This window comes from Paraclostridium sordellii, from assembly GCF_000953675.1.
Taxonomy (GTDB): Bacteria; Bacillota; Clostridia; order Peptostreptococcales; family Peptostreptococcaceae; genus Paraclostridium; species Paraclostridium sordellii.
The window spans coordinates 2,789,110-2,808,660 of sequence record NZ_LN679998.1 but is presented as its reverse complement, the minus strand read 5'-3'; the positions used below and the strand labels follow the sequence as shown (position 1 = coordinate 2,808,660).

The following is a 19,551-nucleotide window of genomic DNA, read 5'->3' as shown; positions in this document are numbered from 1 at the left end:
GATGAGAGAAATGAAAATTTTATTATCTGGTGGTGGAACGGGAGGACATGTATATCCTGCCATAGCCATCGCAAATAAAATAAAAGAAGAAAATCCAGAAGCAGAAATCATATTTGTGGGAACTGAAAAAGGTATAGAATCTGAAATTGTTCCTAAGTATGGATATGAATTAAAAACAGTTACTGTACAGGGATTTAAAAGAAAAATAGATTTTGAAAATGTAAAAAGAGTATTTAAACTATTTAAAGGACTAGAACAATCAAGAAAAATTGTTAAAAAGTTTAAGCCTGATGTGGTTATTGGAACAGGGGGATATGTTAGTGGACCGGTACTGTTTAACTCATCTATGAGTAAAGTTCCAACTATAGTTCATGAGCAAAATTCATTCCCTGGAGTAACAAATAAAATATTAGCAAAAATGGTTACAAAGGTATTAACTAGTTTTGAAGATTCACATGAAAGATTTCCAGAAGAAACTAGAAGTAAACTAGTTCTTACAGGAAATCCTGTTAGAAAAGAAATCCTTATATCTAAAAAAAGTGTTTCAAGAAGAAAACTTGGAATACAAGAAGATAAAAAAATGGTTTTATGCTACGGGGGTAGTGGGGGATCAAGAAAAATTAATGATTCTATGAAATTAGTTATAAGAAACCTAGTAAATGATGATATAGCATTTATATATGCTACAGGAAAGAACTTCTATGATGGATTTATTAATGATATAAATGACTTAGATCTGAAACCTTATCAAAAAGTAGTACCGTATCTAGAAGATATGGCTACAGCATTGGCTGCTTGTGATATTGTTATAGGAAGTGCAGGAGCAATATCTTTAGCTGAAATTACAGCTCTAGGTAAACCATCTATAATAATACCTAAAGCATATACTGCTGAAAATCATCAAGAGTACAATGCTAAGAGTGTAGAGAGTAAAGGGGCTGGTATAGCTATACTAGAAAAAAATCTTACTCCTGAAACTTTAAATGAAACAGTATATAAATTATTAGGAGATAGAGATCTATTATTAGATATGTCTAATGCAAGTAAAGAAATAGGAAAGCCGGAAGCAATAGATATAATATACAAGGAAGTTATGGAAGTTTATAACAGAAATAACAAAAAAAGTAAAAGTTTAAGTGATGAACAAGTTAAAAAGATAGATACACAGGAAAATGAAGAAAAACAAGTTAAAACAATCGGAATAAAAAATAAAAAGTAACATATTTCCCCTCTAGGACATAGTATTAAAAATATAAGTAAGTTATATTTTAGCCTTAAATACTTGCTACTAGGGGGGATAGTTTTGTCAAAATATATAATCAATGGAGGTAATAAGGTAGAAGGAAGGCTATCAATAAGAGGAGCTAAAAACTCTGTATTACCTATAATGGCAGCATCAATATTAAATGAATCAGAAAGTATAATTGAAAATATACCTAATATATCAGATGTTCATGTCATGATAGATATATTAAAAAGTATTGGATGTAGGATTGAATATAAAGGTTCTACTGTCTATATAGATAGCTCTAACATAAATAGTACAAATGTTAGGGAAGAATACATGAAGATGCTAAGATCATCAATTATTGTAATGGGAGCTATGATAGGGAGATTTAATAGTATAAGCATAAGCTATCCAGGTGGATGTTCAATTGGAGCAAGACCAATTGATTTGCATTTAAAGTCATTAGAAAAACTGGGAGTAAAGGTAATAGAAGCTGATGGATATATACACTGTAATAGGGATAAATTAGTAGGAAATACTATAAACTTGACATTCCCAAGTGTTGGAGCTACAGAAAATGCAATATTAGCAGCCGCAAAAGCACAGGGTATGACTATTATAAATAATGCTGCTAGAGAACCTGAAATAGAAGATTTACAAAATTTTTTAAATAAAATGGGAGCGAAAATAAAAGGAGCAGGAACTGGTAGAATTATAGTTGAAGGTGTTGACAAATTAAAATCAGTAAAACATAAAATAATTCCTGATAGAATAGCTATAGGGACATATATGATAGCAAGTGCTATCACAGGTGGAGAGTTAGAAGTGGATAATGTTATTAAAGACCACATGGATCCTATAGTAGAAAAGCTAAGGGAAGCAAATTGTAATATTGAATATAGGGATAATGGATTAATTATAAAAGCTCCAAAGACAATACTTCCTATTAAAAGTATAAAAACTAGTCCTCATCCAGGCTTTCCTACTGATATGCAATCTCAAATTATGACATTATTATGTCTAAGTAATGGGATTAGTCTAATAGAGGAATCTATTTTTGAGAATAGATTTATGCATTGTAATGAATTAAATAAAATGGGAGCAAAAATAATTAAGCTATCAGATAATGTTTGTCAAATCCATGGAGTAAAAAGATTAGTGGGAAAAAATGTAGAGGCTATGGATTTAAGAGGAGGCGCAGCTTTAGTATTAGCTGGCTTAATTGCTGATGGGAAAACTGAAATAAATAATATAAACTATATTGAAAGAGGTTATGAAGATATAGAGTTAGTTTTAAAAAAACTTGGAGCTAATATAAAGAAAGTTTAATGAAAATTTAGACTAAAAATAAGGGCTTCAATTTGCTATGGATTTAATCTATAGTGAATTGAAGCCTTTATTTTATTTTAAAATATTGAATATAAACAAAACAAAAGGAAATGACAAAGAAAAGTAGTATTTTATATATATGACGATTTAAAACTAAATTTGAATTGAAAAGGGGTGAAATATGAAAAGAACTAGTAGATATAAGCTAAATAAAAGAGGAAAAATAACTATATATGCTTTTATTTTTTTAGTAATTTTATTTATATATATTTTTATTAGTAGTAGCTTTTTTGAACTAAAAAATATAGAGGTAAATGGAAATGAAAAGTTGAATACAAATCAAATAAAGAAATTAACTTCTATAGGTGTGGGTAAAAATTTATTCCAATACAATTTAAAAGATATTGAAGAAAATATAAAATCTAATCCATATATAAAATACGTAGAAGTAAAAAGAAAAATTCCTAATCAATTAATTATAAATATAAAAGAAAATACAGAAGATTTTATTATAAATTTAGATAAAAAGTATCTATATATACAAAGTGATGGATTGATTTTGTCTGAAAAATCGAAAATTGAAAATAAAAATATTCCAATTATAAGCGGTTTAAAAATAAAGGAATATAGATTAAAAGAAAAAATAAAAATAGAAAAATCTACTTCTGAAAAATATTTTATTTTAATGCTAAAGTCATTAAAGAAAAATAATATGATAAGGGAACTTAAAACTATAGATATTAATAAAAACTTTATTAACATTAAGACTAAGGATGGAATAAGAGTTAAATTAAAATTAGACTCTAATATAGAATATAATATAAATAGGCTAAATGAAATTTTAATTAATTTGAAGTCAGAAAAATCAAAAGATGGAGAACTTGATTTACTTAATGATAAACAAGCGACATATTTACCTTGATATAATATATAAAAACCAATAAAGAAAGAATTACTAGTTAAATTGATTTTTAGATGGGTATATTAATAAGTATGCGTAGAAGTCTGTAAAAATATCATGAAGGCATTTCACTAAAGAATGATATCAAATTTTAATTAAATAACACTCTAAATAATCTAAGAAATACGCATGATATAAATAAATCAATTTAAATGATTCTAGATTAATATATATGAATATAAGTATATAATATTTTTTTCAATGCTTAAAAATGTTAATATATTTATAAATTGTTACAAAAAGATACATAAAAAAACTTGAATAATGCATATGTTTCAAAGTAAAATATAGAAGGTGAATATTTATGATATGAATAGTTAGAGAATTATGTTAAAGTAAATAACTATAGTTATTATAGAAATAAAACTTACTTTGCATACTAATCTTTATATATGGCAGTAGTAATATTAGCTACAAAGTATTTTATAAAAATAATATCTGAAGATATAATTTTATTTTTAGAATAGTTTAAACTTCTCATTATGATAAATTAAGTTAGATTTATAGATTTAGTTGGAGTATTGATATGTATATTAAGATTAAATGACATATTTTGGATTATAATGATATATATATTATCTAATTTATCATATAAAAAAAGAGGAAATTGAACTTTTTTGTGGAATAACTTAGTTAAATATTAACAAAATGCTAATATAAAATGATATAATTAATACATAGATTTACTTTGAACATTAAATAAGGAGGTTTATAGATGCTAAACTTTGACGTAGAAATGGATAACTTTGCAAAAATCAAAGTAATAGGCGTAGGTGGCGGTGGAAACAACGCTGTCAATAGAATGGTTGAAGCGCAACTTAAAGGTGTTGAATTCATAGCTGTTAACACAGATAAACAAGCTTTATACACATCTAAAGCTGAGTACAAGATTCAAGTGGGCGAAAAGCTTACTAGAGGATTAGGTGCAGGAGCTAACCCAGAAGTTGGTAAAAAATCTGCAGAAGAAAGTAAAGAAGAAATAATAAAAGTTCTTGAAGGTGCGGATATGGTATTTGTAACTGCAGGAATGGGCGGAGGAACTGGAACAGGAGCTGCTCCGGTAGTTGCTCAGTTAGCTAAAGAAATGGGTATACTTACTGTAGGTGTTGTAACAAAGCCTTTTGCATTTGAAGGTAAAGTAAGAATGAAAAATGCAGAGCAAGGTATAAAAGACTTAAAAACAAAAGTTGATACTCTAATAACTATACCTAATGATAGATTATTACAAATAGTACAGAAAAATACATCTATGTTAGAAGCATTTTCTATAGCTGATGATGTACTAAAGCAAGGTATAGAATCTATATCAGATCTTATAGCTGCTCCTGGATTAATAAACTTAGACTTTGCGGATGTTCAGTCTATAATGAAAGAAAAGGGATTAGCTCATATGGGAATGGGTAAAGCTCAAGGTGAAAATAGAGCTATAGAAGCGGCAACACAAGCTATACAATCACCACTTCTAGAAACATCTATAAAAGGAGCCAAAGGTGTTTTACTTAACATAACAGGTGGGGCTAATCTAGGATTATTTGAAATAAATGAAGCATCTACATTAGTTCAAGAATCTTGTGATTCAGAAGCAAATATAATCTTTGGGGCTACAATAAAAGAAGATTTAAAAGATGATCTTGTCATAACAGTTATAGCTACTGGATTTGAAGATGGGCAAGATATGGAATTAGATTTTAATAGAAATAATAATAATATGAACCAAAATCAAGGGTTTCAACAATCACATATAAATAATAATATGAATAGAGAAGTTCAAAGACCAGTTATGCAAGAAGTGAAAAAAGAAGAAGAGCCAGAAGCTAAGCAAAATGCAAGTTCTTCGTATATAGAAAATGACGATATGGAAATACCAACATTTCTAAGAAGAAGAAGATAATAATATCTTCTTTTTTTTTGCGATTTTTTGTTTAATTAGAGAAAAAATAAATTATAATTCGACTATCAATTATGACATAAAACTCTCGAGTCCTAAACTATAATATAGTTAAATGTTTAAGTGGGGGGATGAAATTGTATGTTGAGTATTATGCAATTGAAAATTTGATAGTAAATTATATTATAATAAGTTGCACTTCAATTTTAACTAAAAATTATACGAGCAGTAAAAAAAAGTGGACTGGAGCTGTAATTGGTATGATCTATGCCATTGCATATTTAGTTCCTAACTTAGATGTAATGTTTACATTCCCAATGAAAGTTTTAACTATATTAATAGTTTCTAGTATAAGCTTTAGTCATAATAATATTAAGGAGTATATACGTATTTTACTTGTATTTTACTTTGTAAATATATTTATAGCTGGTAGTTCTTTTTTTATAATATATTTTACGGGAATTACTCATATAACTATTTCTTTTACAATAATTGTGTCATATATAAGTGGAATAATTTTAAAATTTATTTATAGAGATATAAAGGAATTAAAATACATAAATTCTATGAAAAAAAATATTAAAGTTTGTATAAATAAAAATGAAATAGAACTTAAAGCACTGATTGACACTGGTAACTTACTAAAGGACCCAATTAGTCAAGAGGAAGTCGTTATTATAAGTGCTAATAAATTATATGATATTTTGCCTAAAGAATTCCAATTATTAGACTTTACAAATATAAATATAAACACTATTAACGATATTATATCCCATGTTGATGAGAGTATTTCCTATAGGATAAGGATGATACCTGTTAGACAAATAAATGATGAAAATTTAGTTTTAGGAATAAAGTCAGATTATATTGATATTGATGGTAAAAAATTACCTAATGTTATATTAGGACTTTCTAATTTTAAAGAAGAAGGATATAGTGCTATACTAAATCCTCAGTTATTGGTTAATACATAAATTCAAAGGGGGAGAGTTTATTGAAAATATTAGTACGATTAAAGGCTAGATTTTTAGCTGGTTTCATTAAGGTTCTTAATAAATTGGGACTAGCAAAAGTTAAGGGGTTATATTATCTAGGAGGTGTAAATGTTTTGCCTCCACCACTTACAAGTAAGGAGGAGGCAGAGCTTTTACAAAAACTAGAAAATGATGAAAGTGTAAAAACTATATTAATAGAAAGGAATCTTAGGTTAGTTGTTTATATATCTAGAAAATTTGAAAATACAGGGATAGATGTTGAAGATTTAATATCTATAGGAACTATTGGACTTATTAAAGCTGTAAACACATTTAAACTAAATAAAAATATAAAATTAGCTACATATGCATCAAGATGTATAGAAAATGAAATTCTTATGTATCTTAGAAAAAATAATAAGAAAAAGTCTGAAGTTTCATTTGATGAGCCATTAAATGTTGATTTAGATGGAAATGAACTTTTGTTATCTGATATATTGGGAACAGATAATGATGAGATATATAAGGTTATAGAAGAAGAAATAGATAAAGACTTATTAGTTATGGCTTTAGATATACTTTCAGATAGAGAAAAGCAAATTATGGAATTGAGATTTGGGTTGTCTAGTAAAGGAGATGAAAGAACTCAAAAAGAAGTAGCTACTATGTTGGGTATATCTCAATCTTATATATCTAGATTAGAGAAAAAAATAATTTCTAGATTAAAGAAGGAAATGAAAAAATTTGTTTAACAAGTAAATAATTCTTCTTAAAAAGTATAAAAATACACCAGGTGTAAATAATTGTATAAGAAATACTTTTTAAGAGAGGACTGAGAAAAATGCAAATAAATAAAGTTGAAATCTGTGGAGTAAATACCTCTGAGTTACCGATTCTTAAAAATAATCAAATGACAGAACTTCTTATCAAAATAAAAAATGGAGATGAAGTTGCCAGACAAGAATTTGTGAGAGGAAATTTAAGATTGGTTTTAAGTGTAATTCAAAAATTTAACAATAGAGGGGAAAATATTGATGATTTATTTCAAATAGGTTGTATAGGACTAATAAAAGCAATTGATAATTTTGACTTAAGTCAAAATGTAAGATTTTCAACTTATGCAGTCCCTATGATTATAGGTGAGATAAGAAGATATCTAAGAGACAATAACCCTATAAGAGTAAGTAGATCTTTGAAAGATATTGCATACAAAGCTCTTCAAGTTAGAGAGAGACTAGTAAGATCTAATTCAAAAGAACCAACAGTATCTGAAATAGCTAAAGAGTTAGAGTTAGAAGTAGAGGATGTAGTAATGGCTTTAGATGCCATACAAGATCCAATATCTTTGTTTGATCCTGTTTATCAAGATAATGGAGATGCTATTTTTGTAATGGATCAGGTTCAGGACAAAAAAGATACAGATGAAAATTGGTTACAAGAAATAGCTTTAAAAGAAGCTATAAAAAAATTAAATGGGAGAGAAAAATTAGTATTAGATTTGAGATTTTACAAGGGAAGAACTCAAATTGAGGTGGCAGATGAAATTGGGATTTCTCAAGCTCAAGTTTCTAGAATAGAAAAAAATGCCTTAAAAAATATGAGGAAATATATATAAAAATGCAAAAGCTTATATGCTTTTGCATTTTTTATATAATGGGAATGGATATCAATTGTAAAAAAATGTAAATAGTGATATAATTTATGTGGAATATTTAATAAAAGAAGGAGATTTAGATGCTAAACTCATCATTATCTTATATTATAATAAGGAGTCTACCAGAATGCATATTGTTAATTATATCGAGTTATATTCTAATGAATATTAAATTAGATAAAATAGATATTTTAAAAAAATCTATTTTATATTTAATTATTCTGACATTAATAAGAGTACTACCAATAAATTTTGGAATACATACGGTTTTAAGTATGTTTGTATTAGGGACTATACTTTATAGGTTAAAAGGACAAGACATAATAAATACTATATTAACAATATCTAAAATTTTTATTTGCTTAGCGATGAGTGAAGGAATATATATGGTAATGGCTAATGATGTAATGGGAATACCTTTGAAATTGTTAACAGATAATACTAAAATTGTAAGTGCAATGTTAACGCTTCCGTCACTTTTAATATTTTTTATTTTAGTTTTAATTATAAAAATGTTAACAAACAAAATATACAAATTTTATAAATAGGGGATAAAATATGTCAGTTTTAGAAAAGGTTTCATATAATATTTCTAGTAAGTTAGGAAGAATTACAAATAAAGATGAAGATGAAATAGAAGTTATGAATTATGGATTATTTATGGCAATGCATACACTTTTAGCGATAATATTAACATTAATAGTAGGTGTTATCATAGGGAGACTAAAAGAAGTTGTATTGATATCTATAGTGGCCGCATCTTTAAAAAGGTGTTCAGGTGGAGTTCATGCTACATCTGCAAACAGATGTTTAATAATTGGAATTATAACCTCATTAATTTTTACATATATATGCCTATGGCTAAACAGTATAAGTAACTTATCTATATTTTATATATTTACATTAATAAATTTATCTTTATGTAGTTTTATTTTTTATAAAAAAGCTCCTATGGGAAATAAAAATAAACCTCTAAACAAGGAGAGTACAAGAAAGAAACTTAGAAAGCAGTTATTTAGATTATTACTTATATACTATTTATTAATACTATTTATTATAGTACTTATTAATTACAAAATTATAGGTTATAATAATCTTATTTTTGCTTACTGCATAGAATTTGGGGTTTTACTTCAATGTATTGGATTAACTAAAGTGGGAGAATCTACTATCTTAAAATTAGATAGTATTCTTAAATATAATATAATTAGGGGGATTTAATTATGAACTTTTTAACAAATTTATTTTCTGATTTTGCATTAGCTTTAGGTAATGGAGCAAGCACTATGTGCTCATTTATATTCTTTGAACCAGAAATGCCAAAATCAAAAAGAGATAATTAATTAATAAACCATGAGGATTTTTCCTTATGGTTTATTAATTAAGAGATAAAATAGGTGGTAGTGATGAAAGAATTTGAAAGCACTAGGAATCAAAAAGTTTTTGAGATATTAGCAATAATTAAAGTTATATATATACTTTTAGGAATTGTTGCAATGATAAGCTCATATAAAGCTGTAAATCATCTTAATTATGTTGTAGCTAGTATATATACAGCTGCTATTATATCTCTTATAATAGTTTATTTTATATGGTTGTCTAAAAAACATTATAAAATAATAAATGATAAACCTAAATTAAGAGATAATATTGAAACTATACTTCTTATGCTTATATGCACAGTTATAATAGTAGCTACTGGAAAAGAAAGTAGCCCATATAAATTTTTATATGTGTTTATAATAATAATATCATCTATACAGTTTGGAAGAAATTATGCCATATATGTTTCTATTATATGTTCGGTATTGGTATTTTTAGTAGATATAATATCTATTGACACTACAAGCTTATTTAGCTTTCACTATAAAGAATTGTTGATTAGATATTTTCAAATAGATATAGTTATTGCTAGTGCTTTTTTAGTTACATCCTGGATATTAGGTATGTATGTAAATATAGAAAAAGAACATAGTAAGGAATTACAAAAATTAGCAAACATAGATGAACTGACGGGATTATATAATCATAGATACTTTCAAGAGCATTTAGAAAATACTATGAGTGAAGCAGATGAAAAAAACACTTGTGTCTCATTACTATTTATGGATATTGATTACTTTAAAAATTATAATGATATAAATGGGCATCAGGCTGGGGATGTGGTTTTAAAGGAAGTTGGATATATTTTAAAGTCTAATGTAAGAGAAAATGACGTTGTAGCTAGATATGGAGGAGAAGAATTTGCAGTGATACTCCCAGATACAACAGAAGAGGGCGCCATAAAGGTTGGAGAAAGAATTCGAACAAGTATAGAGGAAACTTATTTCTATGGACAAGAAAGTCAACCAAATCATAATATAACTATGTCTATAGGAGTATCTTCTTATCCATTAAGAGCGAGCAATAAACATCAATTTATAAATACAGCAGACGATGCTTTATATAGAGCTAAATCATTAAATAAAAACAGAGTAGAGGTATATTATAGTGTACTCGAAGAAATTGCAGATCATATATATATTGATGAGGAAACTACTAAATCTTTAAAAAGATTTATAAATATGATTAATAAAAAAGATAGATACACATATGGACACACTGAAAGAGTTGTAATATATTTAGGATGGTTTGCAAATTACTTAGGATTAAATGAAAAAGATAAATTAAACTTAAAGTTAGCTGCATATCTTCATGATATGGGTAAAATAGAAATTCCGGAAGAAATATTAAATAAAAAAGAAAAGCTTACAGATTCAGAATATGAACTTTTAAGGCAGCATCCTATACTAGGGGTTAATTTAGTAAAACATATAAAAGCATTTGAAGAACTGTTACCGCTTATTAAACATCATCATGAGAGATATGATGGAAGTGGATATCCAGATAAATTGTCAGGAGAAGAAATTCCATATTTGGCACGGATAATATCTATAGCAGATAGTTTTGACGCTATGACATCTCATAGGCCATATAATTTTAGAAGAGGGCATTATGATGCAATAAAGGAATTGCGAAGATGTGCTGGAATTCAATTCGATCCTGAATTAGTAGAACAGTTTGTAAAAATGATTGAATTAAAAAATAATTAAAAAATGGCCAAGATGGTCATTTTTTTTTATTCTTGTACATATTTATTTTTAAGAGGAGGTAGATTATAATATGATTAGAATTTCTGATATAATGGATAAAGAAGTAATAAATGTTAAAAATGGTAAAAGAATGGGATTTATTACCGATATAGATATGGATATAAATGAAGGTAAAATAGTATCATTTACAATTATAGGTGATGGAAGTATGAACTTTTTTTCTAGAGGTTCTGAAGGACAAGTAGTTTTTTGGAATGATATAATAAAAATAGGTTGTGATACTATTATAGTTAACCAAGGTCAAGATCATAGTTTAGATGAGTTTAATATATAAAAGACAGAATGAAAAGGAGGGATAGACGTGTTATGTCCTTACTGCAATTATAAAGAATCAAAAGTAATAGATTCAAGACATACAGATGGTCAATCTATAAGAAGAAGAAGAGAGTGTGAATCATGTAAAAAAAGATTTACAACATATGAAAAGATAGAATTTACACCAATAATGGTTATAAAAAAAGATAATAGTAGAGAAAGCTTTGATAGAAATAAAATAAAAAATGGTATATTAAAATCTTCAGAGAAAAGGCCTATTTCTATAGAGCAAGTAGAAGAAATAGTTTTATACATAGAAAATGATATTAATAGAAGTTATATATCTGAAATTGAAAGTAAAAAAATTGGGGAAATGGTAATGGATAAGTTAAAAGATATGGATGAAGTTTCATACGTTAGATTTGCTTCTGTATATAGACAATTTAAAGATATAAATACATTTGTAAAAGAATTAAAAAATATACTAATGGAGAAGAGATAAAATGATAAAAGACTATATAAGATTTGAAGAAACAGAAGAAAAATGTAAATTTGCAAATTTAGTATTTACAACTATTAATGTAGATATGGCATCAAAGGAAGACAGGGAAAAAATTTGTAAAGAACTTAATATGAACTATGAAAATTTAACAAATAATAAGCAAACTCACTCAGATATTGTAAATATTATTAATCAAGAAAATATAGGTGAAATCCAAGAAGGTGATGCATTAATTACAAATTTAGAGAAAACTCCTCTACTAATTTTTGTAGCAGATTGTGTTCCAGTTGCTATTATGGATCCAAATAATAAAGCTATATCATTATGCCATGCTGGATGGAGAGGTACATATGCTAAGATAACAAAAAAATCTATAGAAAAGATGAGTAATTTATATAATACTGATCCAAAAGATTTAGTTTGTGTATTAGGACCATCAATAGGGCCTTGTTGTTATGAAGTTTCAAAAGACTTAATTGAAAAATTTAACACAATCATTACAAATCAAGATGAAAAATTTTATATAATTAAAGAAGACAAGTACTATCTAGATTTATGGAAAGTAAATGAACTAATCTTAAAGAGCTGTGGTGTAAAAGATGAAAACATAATTAACTTGAATTTATGCACTAGTTGCAACAGTGATAAGTTCCATTCTTATAGAAAGCATGATAAAACAACTAAGAGGCTAGGTATGATACTTGAGATAAAGTAGAGAGGAGCTAAACTTAAGATGAAAACGAAGGTTTTAGTTATAGACGATGAAAAGCATATAGTAGAACTTCTTAAATTTAACTTAGAAACTATGGATTATGAAGTACATTCATCTTATGATGGGTTTGATGGATTTATTAAAGCTAAGGAAATAAACCCAGATTTAATTTTATTAGATTGGATGTTACCAAATATAAGTGGCATAGAACTTTTAAAGAAGATAAGAAGTGATAAGGATTTAAAAAATATACCTGTAATAATGTTAACTGCAAAAAATATAGAAAATGATAAAGTAGAAGGATTAGATGCAGGAGCTGATGACTATATAACTAAGCCATTTAGCATAAAAGAATTATTAGCTAGAAGCAATTCAGTTTTAAGAAGATATAATGTTAATAATAACTCACAAGAGAATTTATTGCTTAAAGTTGGAAACTTAACAGTCAATTTACAAAAACATGAAGTGTTAAAAGGAGATCAAAAAATTGACTTAACACTTAAGGAATTTGAGCTTTTAAGATTGTTACTTGAAAATAAAGGAAAAGTATTATCTAGAAACTATCTTTTAGATAAAATTTGGGGATATGAATACTACGGAGAAACTAGAACTGTAGATGTACATATAAGGTATTTAAGAAAAAAGATAGAGGGTAATACAGAAGATGAAAAATATATAGAAACTATTAGAGGTATTGGATATAAAATAGACTAAGGAGATTTTAAATATGGCAAATAGTAATATATATTTTTTTATAGTTTTAATATCTATCATAGTTTCTATAATTTCTATAAGATATGCAATTAATCTTAGAAATTATTTAAAGGAGTTTATAGCTGTTTCTAAAAAAATAAGTAATAAAGAATTTCATTCTAAGATAAATATTTCTGCTAAAGGTGAATTAGGGCAGTTAGTAGATAATTTTAATTATATGATAGACACCATTGATACTACTATTCAAGAAGTTGAGTATAAAAACTTACAATTAAAGTCTATAGTAAAAAGTATATCTCATGGAATTTTAGCTATAGATATAAATGGGAATGTACTATTAATTAACAAAGAAGCTAAAAATATTATAAAGGCTTCTTATGTAGATCCTATAGAGGGTAAGAATATAAATAATGTAATAAAAGATGAAAAAATATTAAATGAAATTTCTAGATTCATAGGATCTAAAAAAACTAAAATGAATCAAATTACTAACGATGAAGAAATTGTTTATAACATTAAATTAGATCCTATTTACCTACAAAGTAGTAAAAATGTAATTATAGGATCGATAATAAATATTGAAAATATCACAGAAAGAGTAAGACTTGAGAATATGAGAAGTGACTTTGTAGCCAATGTTACACATGAATTAAAAACTCCATTAACATCTATAAGTGGATTTGTAGAGACACTAAGAATAAATGAAAATATAGATCATAAAACTAGAGATAGATTTTTAGGAATAATTGAAAATGAATCTGATAGGTTAAAAAGGCTGATTGATGATATCTTACTTCTTTCTTTTATAGAAAATAAAGATACTATCTCGTATGAAAAAATAGATATATCAAATTTATTTAAAGAAATATATGAATTAACTATAAATTATGCAAAGAGTAAAAATATAGAATTAAGATATAATATAGAAAATGAAGATATTATAATCAATTCTAATAGAGATTATATAAAACAAATATTTTTAAATCTAATAGATAATGCTATAAAATATACTCCTGACGGCGGGTTTGTAGAAACAAGTGTATACCAAAACGATGAAAATATATTTATAAATATAAAAGATAATGGAATCGGAATTTCTAAAGAAGATACATCTAGGGTATTTGAAAGATTTTATAGAGTAGATAAGGCTAGAAGTAGAGATGTTGGAGGAACTGGTCTTGGCTTAGCTATAGTTAAGCATATAGTAAAATCATTAAATGGAACAATAGATATTAAAAGTGAATTAAATGTGGGTACAGAGTTTATAGTTTCTATACCTAAAAAAAATTTCCTTAATTAAGGAAATTTTTTTTGTTTTTTGAGCAAAATAAAGGTAGCAAAATAAAAGGAGGATTAAATATGGATGATGCTACATTATTTAGACGGGCGTTTGGTATAGCTTTGATTTTAGGAGTATTATCTAGACTTATTGTATTAAGAATAGTAAATAGACAACAGCCTACACTTCCACAGGATTATATAGAACAATTGATATTATCTTTTATAGCTTCTGCACTTGGGGCAATAGCATTCCCGGCTTTGTTAAATAAAGAGTTTGCTGCATTGACGTTTTTATCTGTTGGAATACAACAGTTTCAAGAAGTTGCAAGTGAGGAAGAACTTACACTGTCAAATATAGAACCAAATGAGCTAGTGAGCAAAGGAATCACTTATATTCATGATATTTCCAAAAACTATGAAGTTAGAAATTATTTAAGTATATTTTCATCTTTGGCAGCTTCTATGGCGTTTATATTATGTAATAATATTTTGAAATTTAATTTTATAATGTGTGTTATATCAGCAATTATAGCTACGGGTATAGTTGGATACATATTTAAAAAAATACTATCAAACAAGAGTTTAGAAGATATAGTTGATGTTGAGGTAGTACCCATAGAATTTGATGGAGCATTATTGAAGATAGGTGGAGTTGTTATAACTAACGTAGGTTTGGAAAATTCAAGAAAAAGATATTTAAAAAAAGGGATTGGATTAAAAGTAATACCAAAAGATTTAGTATCTGCAGGGATAATTGGAGATCCAGCTCAACAACAAGCTATGCTTTATAATGTATACATACATATGGGTATAGACAAAGATGTAGATGAACCGGAATTTACTCCTATAGCCAGAACTAATCCTAATGATAACTCTGTAAATTTTGGGTTTATTCCATTAGTTAAGGATATAGATTTAACCGTAGAAGCTATAAAAAGTACGCCTATACTAGACAGCTCTAAAGGAAATAACAATGCATACAGTAAAAGTAAACAAAATAAATGATTATAAGAGGTGTAATTTATGAAAGGTATTTTCTTAATAGGTATCGTAATCGGTATTGTTTCTAGGATGATAACCTTAAAAAATGATAGGAAGCAGTATCCAACGCAACCCAATATGCTAGTATCTCAAATTGTTTTAGCTGTTATAGGATCGGCTCTTGGAGCTATGCTTGTTCCAGCCCTGATTAAAAAATCATATACATCTATAACTTTTTTATCTTTAGCAGCAAGTCAATTTAGACAAGTTAGACATAGCAAGCGAAACGTATTAAATGATATGGAGGACTCACTTTTAGTTAAAAGAGGTGGAGGATTTATAGAAGAGATAGCTCTTACGTATGAGGTAAGAAGTTATACATGTATATTAACAGCACTTACAACCTCTTCTGTTTATCACTTAGCAAAAACAGAACTGCATTTAAATGAAGGAGGAAGTATATTTATTGGGGCTATGGCAGGTATAGGACTAGCACTTATATTTAAAAAACTATTTGTTCGAGAAAGTATAGGAGCTATAGCTGAGGTAGTTCCGGCAAAAATATCTTTTGATGGACCGCTTCTAAAAGTTAATGATGTTGTTATATCAAACATAGGTTTAGAATCTTCAAGACAGAGGTATTTAGATTATGGTCTAGCCGTGGAAATAATACCTAAAGATAAAAGCTATACAAATAGTGGAATAATTTTAAATCCAGGACAAAGACAAACTATAGCAAATATAGCTTATTCTAGACTAGGTATAATGAGAACTCCTGATGAACCTGACTTTGTTCCATTGCTAAGAAGAAATCCTAAAAATGAAAGTTTAGTGATGCCCTATATACCAATAGAAAAGGATATAAATAAATTAATAGATGCAGTTAAAAGTACACCGATAATAGAAAGTTCTAGAGGGAAGAACTGGGCATTGAAAAAATTTGCTATAAAAAATTAAAAGGAGTGTAAAATATGAATATAGGAATAACTGATGCTACTTTAGCTATTGTAACTATAAATAAAGATATGAAATCTTCTAATTATCCAGTTTTTTATGCAGAAAATGAAAAAGAATTACAAGATAGGGCATTAATAATATCTAAAACTATGGGTGGAATGGTCCATGATGTATTACATGGAACCCTAATAATAGTAAGACATTAAAGGTACCGTAAAAGGTACCTTTTTATTGACTATTTCAAATAAAACATGTTATTATAATGTGATGTACTTAAAATGAAGAGTGGTGAAGTTTATGGAAGTAAATGTAAAAAATACAAACAATATAATAAGTAAAGTATATAAAAATAGTATTGCAGAAGAGTTAGGCATAGAAGTTGGAGACTTACTAATTTCTATAAATGATCAACCTATACATGACATAATAGAATATAGATTTTTATTAAGTGATGAGTACTTAGAAGTTGAAATAAAGAAGAAAAATAATGAAATATATGTATATGAAATAGAAAAAGAATATGATGATGATTTAGGAATTGAATTTACTAATCCTATAATCGATAAAGCTAAGAGTTGTAGAAATAAATGTGTATTTTGTTTTATAGATCAATTACCAAAAGGAATGAGAGAAACACTTTATTTTAAGGATGATGATTCAAGACTATCATTTTTACAAGGAAACTTTGTAACTCTTACAAATATGAGTGAAGAAGATATAGATAATATAATTAAGTATAGAATAAGTCCAATAAATATTTCTGTACATACAACTAATCCTGAACTTAGAAAAACTATGATTAAAAATAAGTTTGCAGGAAAATTGTATGAAATAATGAAGAGGTTAGCAGATGCGCAAATACAAATGAATTGCCAAATTGTATTATGTCCAGGATATAATGATAAAGAAGAGTTAGAAAGAACAGTTTCTGATTTGACAAAATTATACCCTTATGTAAATAGTGCAGCTGCAGTTCCAGTTGGAATTACTAAGCATAGGGACCATCTTCCACATTTAGAAATATTTAATGAAAAAACAGCTAGTGAAACTATAGATCTGGTTAACAAACTACAAGAAAAATACTTAAAAGAGTTAGGAACAAGATTTATATTTTTATCAGATGAGTTTTATATGATAGCAAATAGACAATTACTAGATTATGATGAATATGAAGGATTTATACAATTTGAAAATGGAGTAGGAATGATAAGTAAGTTGGAAAGAGAAATCAAAGATTACTTAGCTACAAATCCTAAAAATAGTATGGATGTTAAGAAAAAGGTATCTATAGCAACTGGACATTCTGCTTATAATTTCATTTGTGATATGGCAAATTGTATGATGGAAAAGTATCCAGAATTAGATATAAAAGTGCATAAAATAATAAATAATTTCTTTGGGGATACAATAACTGTATCTGGGCTAATAACAGCTACAGATATAATAGATCAACTTAAAAATGAAGATTTAGGACAAACTTTATATATACCAAGAAGTATGTTAAAAGCAGATGAAGAAATATTTTTAGACAATATCACATTAGAAGAATTACAAAAAATTATGAATATGGAAATAGTTCCTTGTTTAAATGAAGGAAAAGATTTTGTTGACAAGATATTGAAATAAGAAGGGAGATAATTATGAGCGATAATAGACCAGTAGTTGCAGTAGTAGGAAGACCAAATGTTGGGAAATCTACACTATTTAATAAATTAGCAGGAAAGAGAATATCAATAGTAGAAGATACTCCAGGAGTTACAAGAGATAGAATATTTACAGAGGTAGAATGGTTAAATAAATACTTTACACTTATTGATACAGGTGGGATAGAGCCAAATAGTGATGATATAATATTATCTCAAATGAGAAATCAAGCTATGTTAGCTATGGATATGGCTCATGTTATATTATTTGTAGTTGATGGTAAGGCAGGGCTTACAGCAGCAGATAAAGAAGTTGCTCAAATGCTTAGAAAAACTAAGACACCAGTTGTATTAGTTGTAAATAAAATTGATAGCCAAAGTCAATTTGATAATGTATATGATTTTTATGAGTTAGGACTTGGAGTTCCATTTGCAATATCTAGTGCAAATAGTATGGGACTTGGAGACTTACTTGATGAAGTTGTTGCAAACTTCCCAGAAGGATTAGACACAGAGTATGACGAAGATATAATAAGAGTAGCTATAACAGGTAAGCCTAATGCTGGTAAATCTTCTATACTAAACAATATGTTAGGAGAAGATAGAGTTATAGTAAGTCCTATAGCAGGAACTACTAGAGATGCAATAGATACTTACTTAGAAAAGGGAGACCATAAGTTCCTTTTAATAGATACTGCAGGACTTAGAAGAAAAAGCAAAATATATGAAAATGTAGAAAAATACAGTGTAATAAGAGCTATGAGTGCTGTAGATAGAGCTGATGTAGTGCTTATAGTAATAGATGCAGAACAAGGTGTTACAGAGCAGGATACTAAGGTTGCAGGTATAGCACATGATGAAGGTAAAGCTTGTTTATTTGTAATAAACAAGTGGGATTTAATAGAGAAAAATGATAAGACTATGAGTTTATACACTAAAGATATAAGAGAAAAATTCCCGTTTATGGCATATGCTCCGATAGTTTTCGTATCAGCTAAAACTAATCAAAGAATGAATAAAATATTAGAATCAGTAGTATTTTTAGCTGAAGAACATGCTAAGAGAGTTCCAACATCAACATTAAATGATGTAATTGGAGAAGCTGTACTTCTTAATCAACCGCCTTCAGATAAAGGTAAGAGATTAAAGATTTACTATGGTTCTCAGACAGGAACACAACCACCTAAGTTTACTTTATTTATAAATGATAAGAGTCTTACTCACTTCTCATACCAAAGATATCTTGAGAATAAAATAAGAGAAAACTTTGGGTTTGAAGGTACACCTGTTAGATTTGAATATAGAGAAAAGAGAAAATAA

Annotated in this window: 21 protein-coding genes; all 21 read left to right on the top strand. The window is 27.3% G+C overall.

Features of this window, described 5'->3' with window-relative positions:
- The first annotated feature begins 10 nt into the window (after positions 1 to 10).
- The 21 genes from murG (at position 11) to der (ending at position 19,551) form a co-directional block, all read left to right on the top strand.
- Complete coding sequence (murG, locus tag ATCC9714_RS13635) at positions 11 to 1,219, top strand: undecaprenyldiphospho-muramoylpentapeptide beta-N-acetylglucosaminyltransferase (RefSeq protein WP_057545425.1); 1,209 nt, start codon at positions 11 to 13, stop codon at positions 1,217 to 1,219.
- A gap of 84 nt (positions 1,220 to 1,303) precedes the next feature.
- Positions 1,304 to 2,557 carry a UDP-N-acetylglucosamine 1-carboxyvinyltransferase gene (gene murA, locus ATCC9714_RS13630; protein ID WP_057545426.1) on the top strand — a complete coding sequence of 418 codons (1,254 nt, stop codon included), beginning with the start codon at positions 1,304 to 1,306 and terminating at the stop codon, positions 2,555 to 2,557.
- A 181-nt stretch (positions 2,558 to 2,738) separates the two neighbouring features.
- Positions 2,739 to 3,479: a cell division protein FtsQ/DivIB gene (locus tag ATCC9714_RS13625; protein WP_057545427.1), complete on the top strand. Its 741-nt coding sequence runs from the start codon at positions 2,739 to 2,741 to the stop codon at positions 3,477 to 3,479.
- Positions 3,480 to 4,233: 754 nt separating this feature from the next.
- Positions 4,234 to 5,409 (top strand): cell division protein FtsZ, encoded by a 1,176-nt coding sequence (gene ftsZ / locus ATCC9714_RS13620; protein ID WP_021129250.1) that lies wholly within the window; start codon positions 4,234 to 4,236, stop codon positions 5,407 to 5,409.
- Between the two features lie 128 nt (positions 5,410 to 5,537).
- Complete coding sequence (locus ATCC9714_RS13615) at positions 5,538 to 6,380, top strand: sigma-E processing peptidase SpoIIGA (RefSeq protein ID WP_077065722.1); 843 nt, start codon at positions 5,538 to 5,540, stop codon at positions 6,378 to 6,380.
- A 20-nt stretch (positions 6,381 to 6,400) separates the two neighbouring features.
- Positions 6,401 to 7,132, top strand: coding sequence for an RNA polymerase sporulation sigma factor SigE (gene sigE, locus ATCC9714_RS13610; RefSeq protein ID WP_054631023.1), 732 nt, complete (start codon positions 6,401 to 6,403; stop codon positions 7,130 to 7,132).
- 89 nt (positions 7,133 to 7,221) lie between these two features.
- A complete protein-coding gene (sigG, locus tag ATCC9714_RS13605) occupies positions 7,222 to 7,995 on the top strand; it encodes an RNA polymerase sporulation sigma factor SigG (protein WP_021129247.1) in 774 nt (257 codons plus the stop codon).
- A 200-nt stretch (positions 7,996 to 8,195) separates the two neighbouring features.
- Complete coding sequence (locus ATCC9714_RS13600; protein ID WP_130624434.1) at positions 8,196 to 8,582, top strand: hypothetical protein; 387 nt, start codon at positions 8,196 to 8,198, stop codon at positions 8,580 to 8,582.
- A 10-nt stretch (positions 8,583 to 8,592) separates the two neighbouring features.
- Positions 8,593 to 9,255: an accessory gene regulator ArgB-like protein gene (locus ATCC9714_RS13595; RefSeq protein WP_021123022.1), complete on the top strand. Its 663-nt coding sequence runs from the start codon at positions 8,593 to 8,595 to the stop codon at positions 9,253 to 9,255.
- Between the two features lie 2 nt (positions 9,256 to 9,257).
- Positions 9,258 to 9,377 carry a cyclic lactone autoinducer peptide gene (locus ATCC9714_RS13590; protein ID WP_021123021.1) on the top strand — a complete coding sequence of 40 codons (120 nt, stop codon included), beginning with the start codon at positions 9,258 to 9,260 and terminating at the stop codon, positions 9,375 to 9,377.
- 63 nt (positions 9,378 to 9,440) lie between these two features.
- Positions 9,441 to 11,126, top strand: a complete 1,686-nt coding sequence (locus tag ATCC9714_RS13585) for a bifunctional diguanylate cyclase/phosphohydrolase (RefSeq protein WP_054631022.1) — start codon at positions 9,441 to 9,443, stop codon at positions 11,124 to 11,126.
- Positions 11,127 to 11,196: 70 nt separating this feature from the next.
- Positions 11,197 to 11,460, top strand: coding sequence for a YlmC/YmxH family sporulation protein (locus tag ATCC9714_RS13580; protein WP_021123018.1), 264 nt, complete (start codon positions 11,197 to 11,199; stop codon positions 11,458 to 11,460).
- A 27-nt stretch (positions 11,461 to 11,487) separates the two neighbouring features.
- Positions 11,488 to 11,943 (top strand): transcriptional regulator NrdR, encoded by a 456-nt coding sequence (nrdR, locus tag ATCC9714_RS13575; protein ID WP_021129243.1) that lies wholly within the window; start codon positions 11,488 to 11,490, stop codon positions 11,941 to 11,943.
- A gap of 1 nt (position 11,944) precedes the next feature.
- Positions 11,945 to 12,658: a peptidoglycan editing factor PgeF gene (gene pgeF / locus ATCC9714_RS13570; RefSeq protein WP_081013641.1), complete on the top strand. Its 714-nt coding sequence runs from the start codon at positions 11,945 to 11,947 to the stop codon at positions 12,656 to 12,658.
- Positions 12,659 to 12,676: 18 nt separating this feature from the next.
- Entirely contained in the window at positions 12,677 to 13,369 is a 693-nt protein-coding gene (locus tag ATCC9714_RS13565; protein ID WP_021123013.1) for a winged helix-turn-helix domain-containing protein, read from the top strand.
- 13 nt (positions 13,370 to 13,382) lie between these two features.
- Positions 13,383 to 14,669 carry a HAMP domain-containing sensor histidine kinase gene (locus ATCC9714_RS13560; RefSeq protein ID WP_057545429.1) on the top strand — a complete coding sequence of 429 codons (1,287 nt, stop codon included), beginning with the start codon at positions 13,383 to 13,385 and terminating at the stop codon, positions 14,667 to 14,669.
- Between the two features lie 59 nt (positions 14,670 to 14,728).
- The gene (locus ATCC9714_RS13555) at positions 14,729 to 15,655 is read left to right on the top strand and encodes a YIEGIA domain-containing protein (RefSeq protein WP_021123010.1); all 927 of its coding nucleotides are present in this window, start codon (positions 14,729 to 14,731) and stop codon (positions 15,653 to 15,655) included.
- A gap of 18 nt (positions 15,656 to 15,673) precedes the next feature.
- Positions 15,674 to 16,588: a YIEGIA domain-containing protein gene (locus tag ATCC9714_RS13550; protein ID WP_021129239.1), complete on the top strand. Its 915-nt coding sequence runs from the start codon at positions 15,674 to 15,676 to the stop codon at positions 16,586 to 16,588.
- Positions 16,589 to 16,602: 14 nt separating this feature from the next.
- Positions 16,603 to 16,794 (top strand): capping complex subunit for YIEGIA, encoded by a 192-nt coding sequence (locus ATCC9714_RS13545; protein ID WP_021129238.1) that lies wholly within the window; start codon positions 16,603 to 16,605, stop codon positions 16,792 to 16,794.
- A gap of 91 nt (positions 16,795 to 16,885) precedes the next feature.
- A complete protein-coding gene (locus ATCC9714_RS13540; RefSeq protein WP_081010664.1) occupies positions 16,886 to 18,214 on the top strand; it encodes a DUF512 domain-containing protein in 1,329 nt (442 codons plus the stop codon).
- 14 nt (positions 18,215 to 18,228) lie between these two features.
- Complete coding sequence (gene der / locus ATCC9714_RS13535; RefSeq protein ID WP_021129236.1) at positions 18,229 to 19,551, top strand: ribosome biogenesis GTPase Der; 1,323 nt, start codon at positions 18,229 to 18,231, stop codon at positions 19,549 to 19,551.

What these genes read in the sequence shown, in the direction of transcription:
- ATCC9714_RS13625 (WP_057545427.1), top strand. Translation starts at nt 2,739, where the DNA reads ATGAAAAGAACTAGTAGATATAAGCTAAATAAAAGAGGAAAAATAACT.
- pgeF (WP_081013641.1), top strand. Translation starts at nt 11,945, where the DNA reads ATGATAAAAGACTATATAAGATTTGAAGAAACAGAAGAAAAATGTAAA.
- ATCC9714_RS13615 (WP_077065722.1), top strand. Translation starts at nt 5,538, where the DNA reads ATGAAATTGTATGTTGAGTATTATGCAATTGAAAATTTGATAGTAAAT.
- ATCC9714_RS13580 (WP_021123018.1), top strand. Translation starts at nt 11,197, where the DNA reads ATGATTAGAATTTCTGATATAATGGATAAAGAAGTAATAAATGTTAAA.
- ATCC9714_RS13600 (WP_130624434.1), top strand. Translation starts at nt 8,196, where the DNA reads ATGAATATTAAATTAGATAAAATAGATATTTTAAAAAAATCTATTTTA.
- ftsZ (WP_021129250.1), top strand. Translation starts at nt 4,234, where the DNA reads ATGCTAAACTTTGACGTAGAAATGGATAACTTTGCAAAAATCAAAGTA.
- ATCC9714_RS13595 (WP_021123022.1), top strand. Translation starts at nt 8,593, where the DNA reads ATGTCAGTTTTAGAAAAGGTTTCATATAATATTTCTAGTAAGTTAGGA.
- ATCC9714_RS13545 (WP_021129238.1), top strand. Translation starts at nt 16,603, where the DNA reads ATGAATATAGGAATAACTGATGCTACTTTAGCTATTGTAACTATAAAT.
- ATCC9714_RS13590 (WP_021123021.1), top strand. Translation starts at nt 9,258, where the DNA reads ATGAACTTTTTAACAAATTTATTTTCTGATTTTGCATTAGCTTTAGGT.
- sigG (WP_021129247.1), top strand. Translation starts at nt 7,222, where the DNA reads ATGCAAATAAATAAAGTTGAAATCTGTGGAGTAAATACCTCTGAGTTA.
- der (WP_021129236.1), top strand. Translation starts at nt 18,229, where the DNA reads ATGAGCGATAATAGACCAGTAGTTGCAGTAGTAGGAAGACCAAATGTT.
- ATCC9714_RS13550 (WP_021129239.1), top strand. Translation starts at nt 15,674, where the DNA reads ATGAAAGGTATTTTCTTAATAGGTATCGTAATCGGTATTGTTTCTAGG.
- ATCC9714_RS13540 (WP_081010664.1), top strand. Translation starts at nt 16,886, where the DNA reads ATGGAAGTAAATGTAAAAAATACAAACAATATAATAAGTAAAGTATAT.
- ATCC9714_RS13565 (WP_021123013.1), top strand. Translation starts at nt 12,677, where the DNA reads ATGAAAACGAAGGTTTTAGTTATAGACGATGAAAAGCATATAGTAGAA.
- ATCC9714_RS13560 (WP_057545429.1), top strand. Translation starts at nt 13,383, where the DNA reads ATGGCAAATAGTAATATATATTTTTTTATAGTTTTAATATCTATCATA.
- murG (WP_057545425.1), top strand. Translation starts at nt 11, where the DNA reads ATGAAAATTTTATTATCTGGTGGTGGAACGGGAGGACATGTATATCCT.
- ATCC9714_RS13585 (WP_054631022.1), top strand. Translation starts at nt 9,441, where the DNA reads ATGAAAGAATTTGAAAGCACTAGGAATCAAAAAGTTTTTGAGATATTA.
- ATCC9714_RS13555 (WP_021123010.1), top strand. Translation starts at nt 14,729, where the DNA reads ATGGATGATGCTACATTATTTAGACGGGCGTTTGGTATAGCTTTGATT.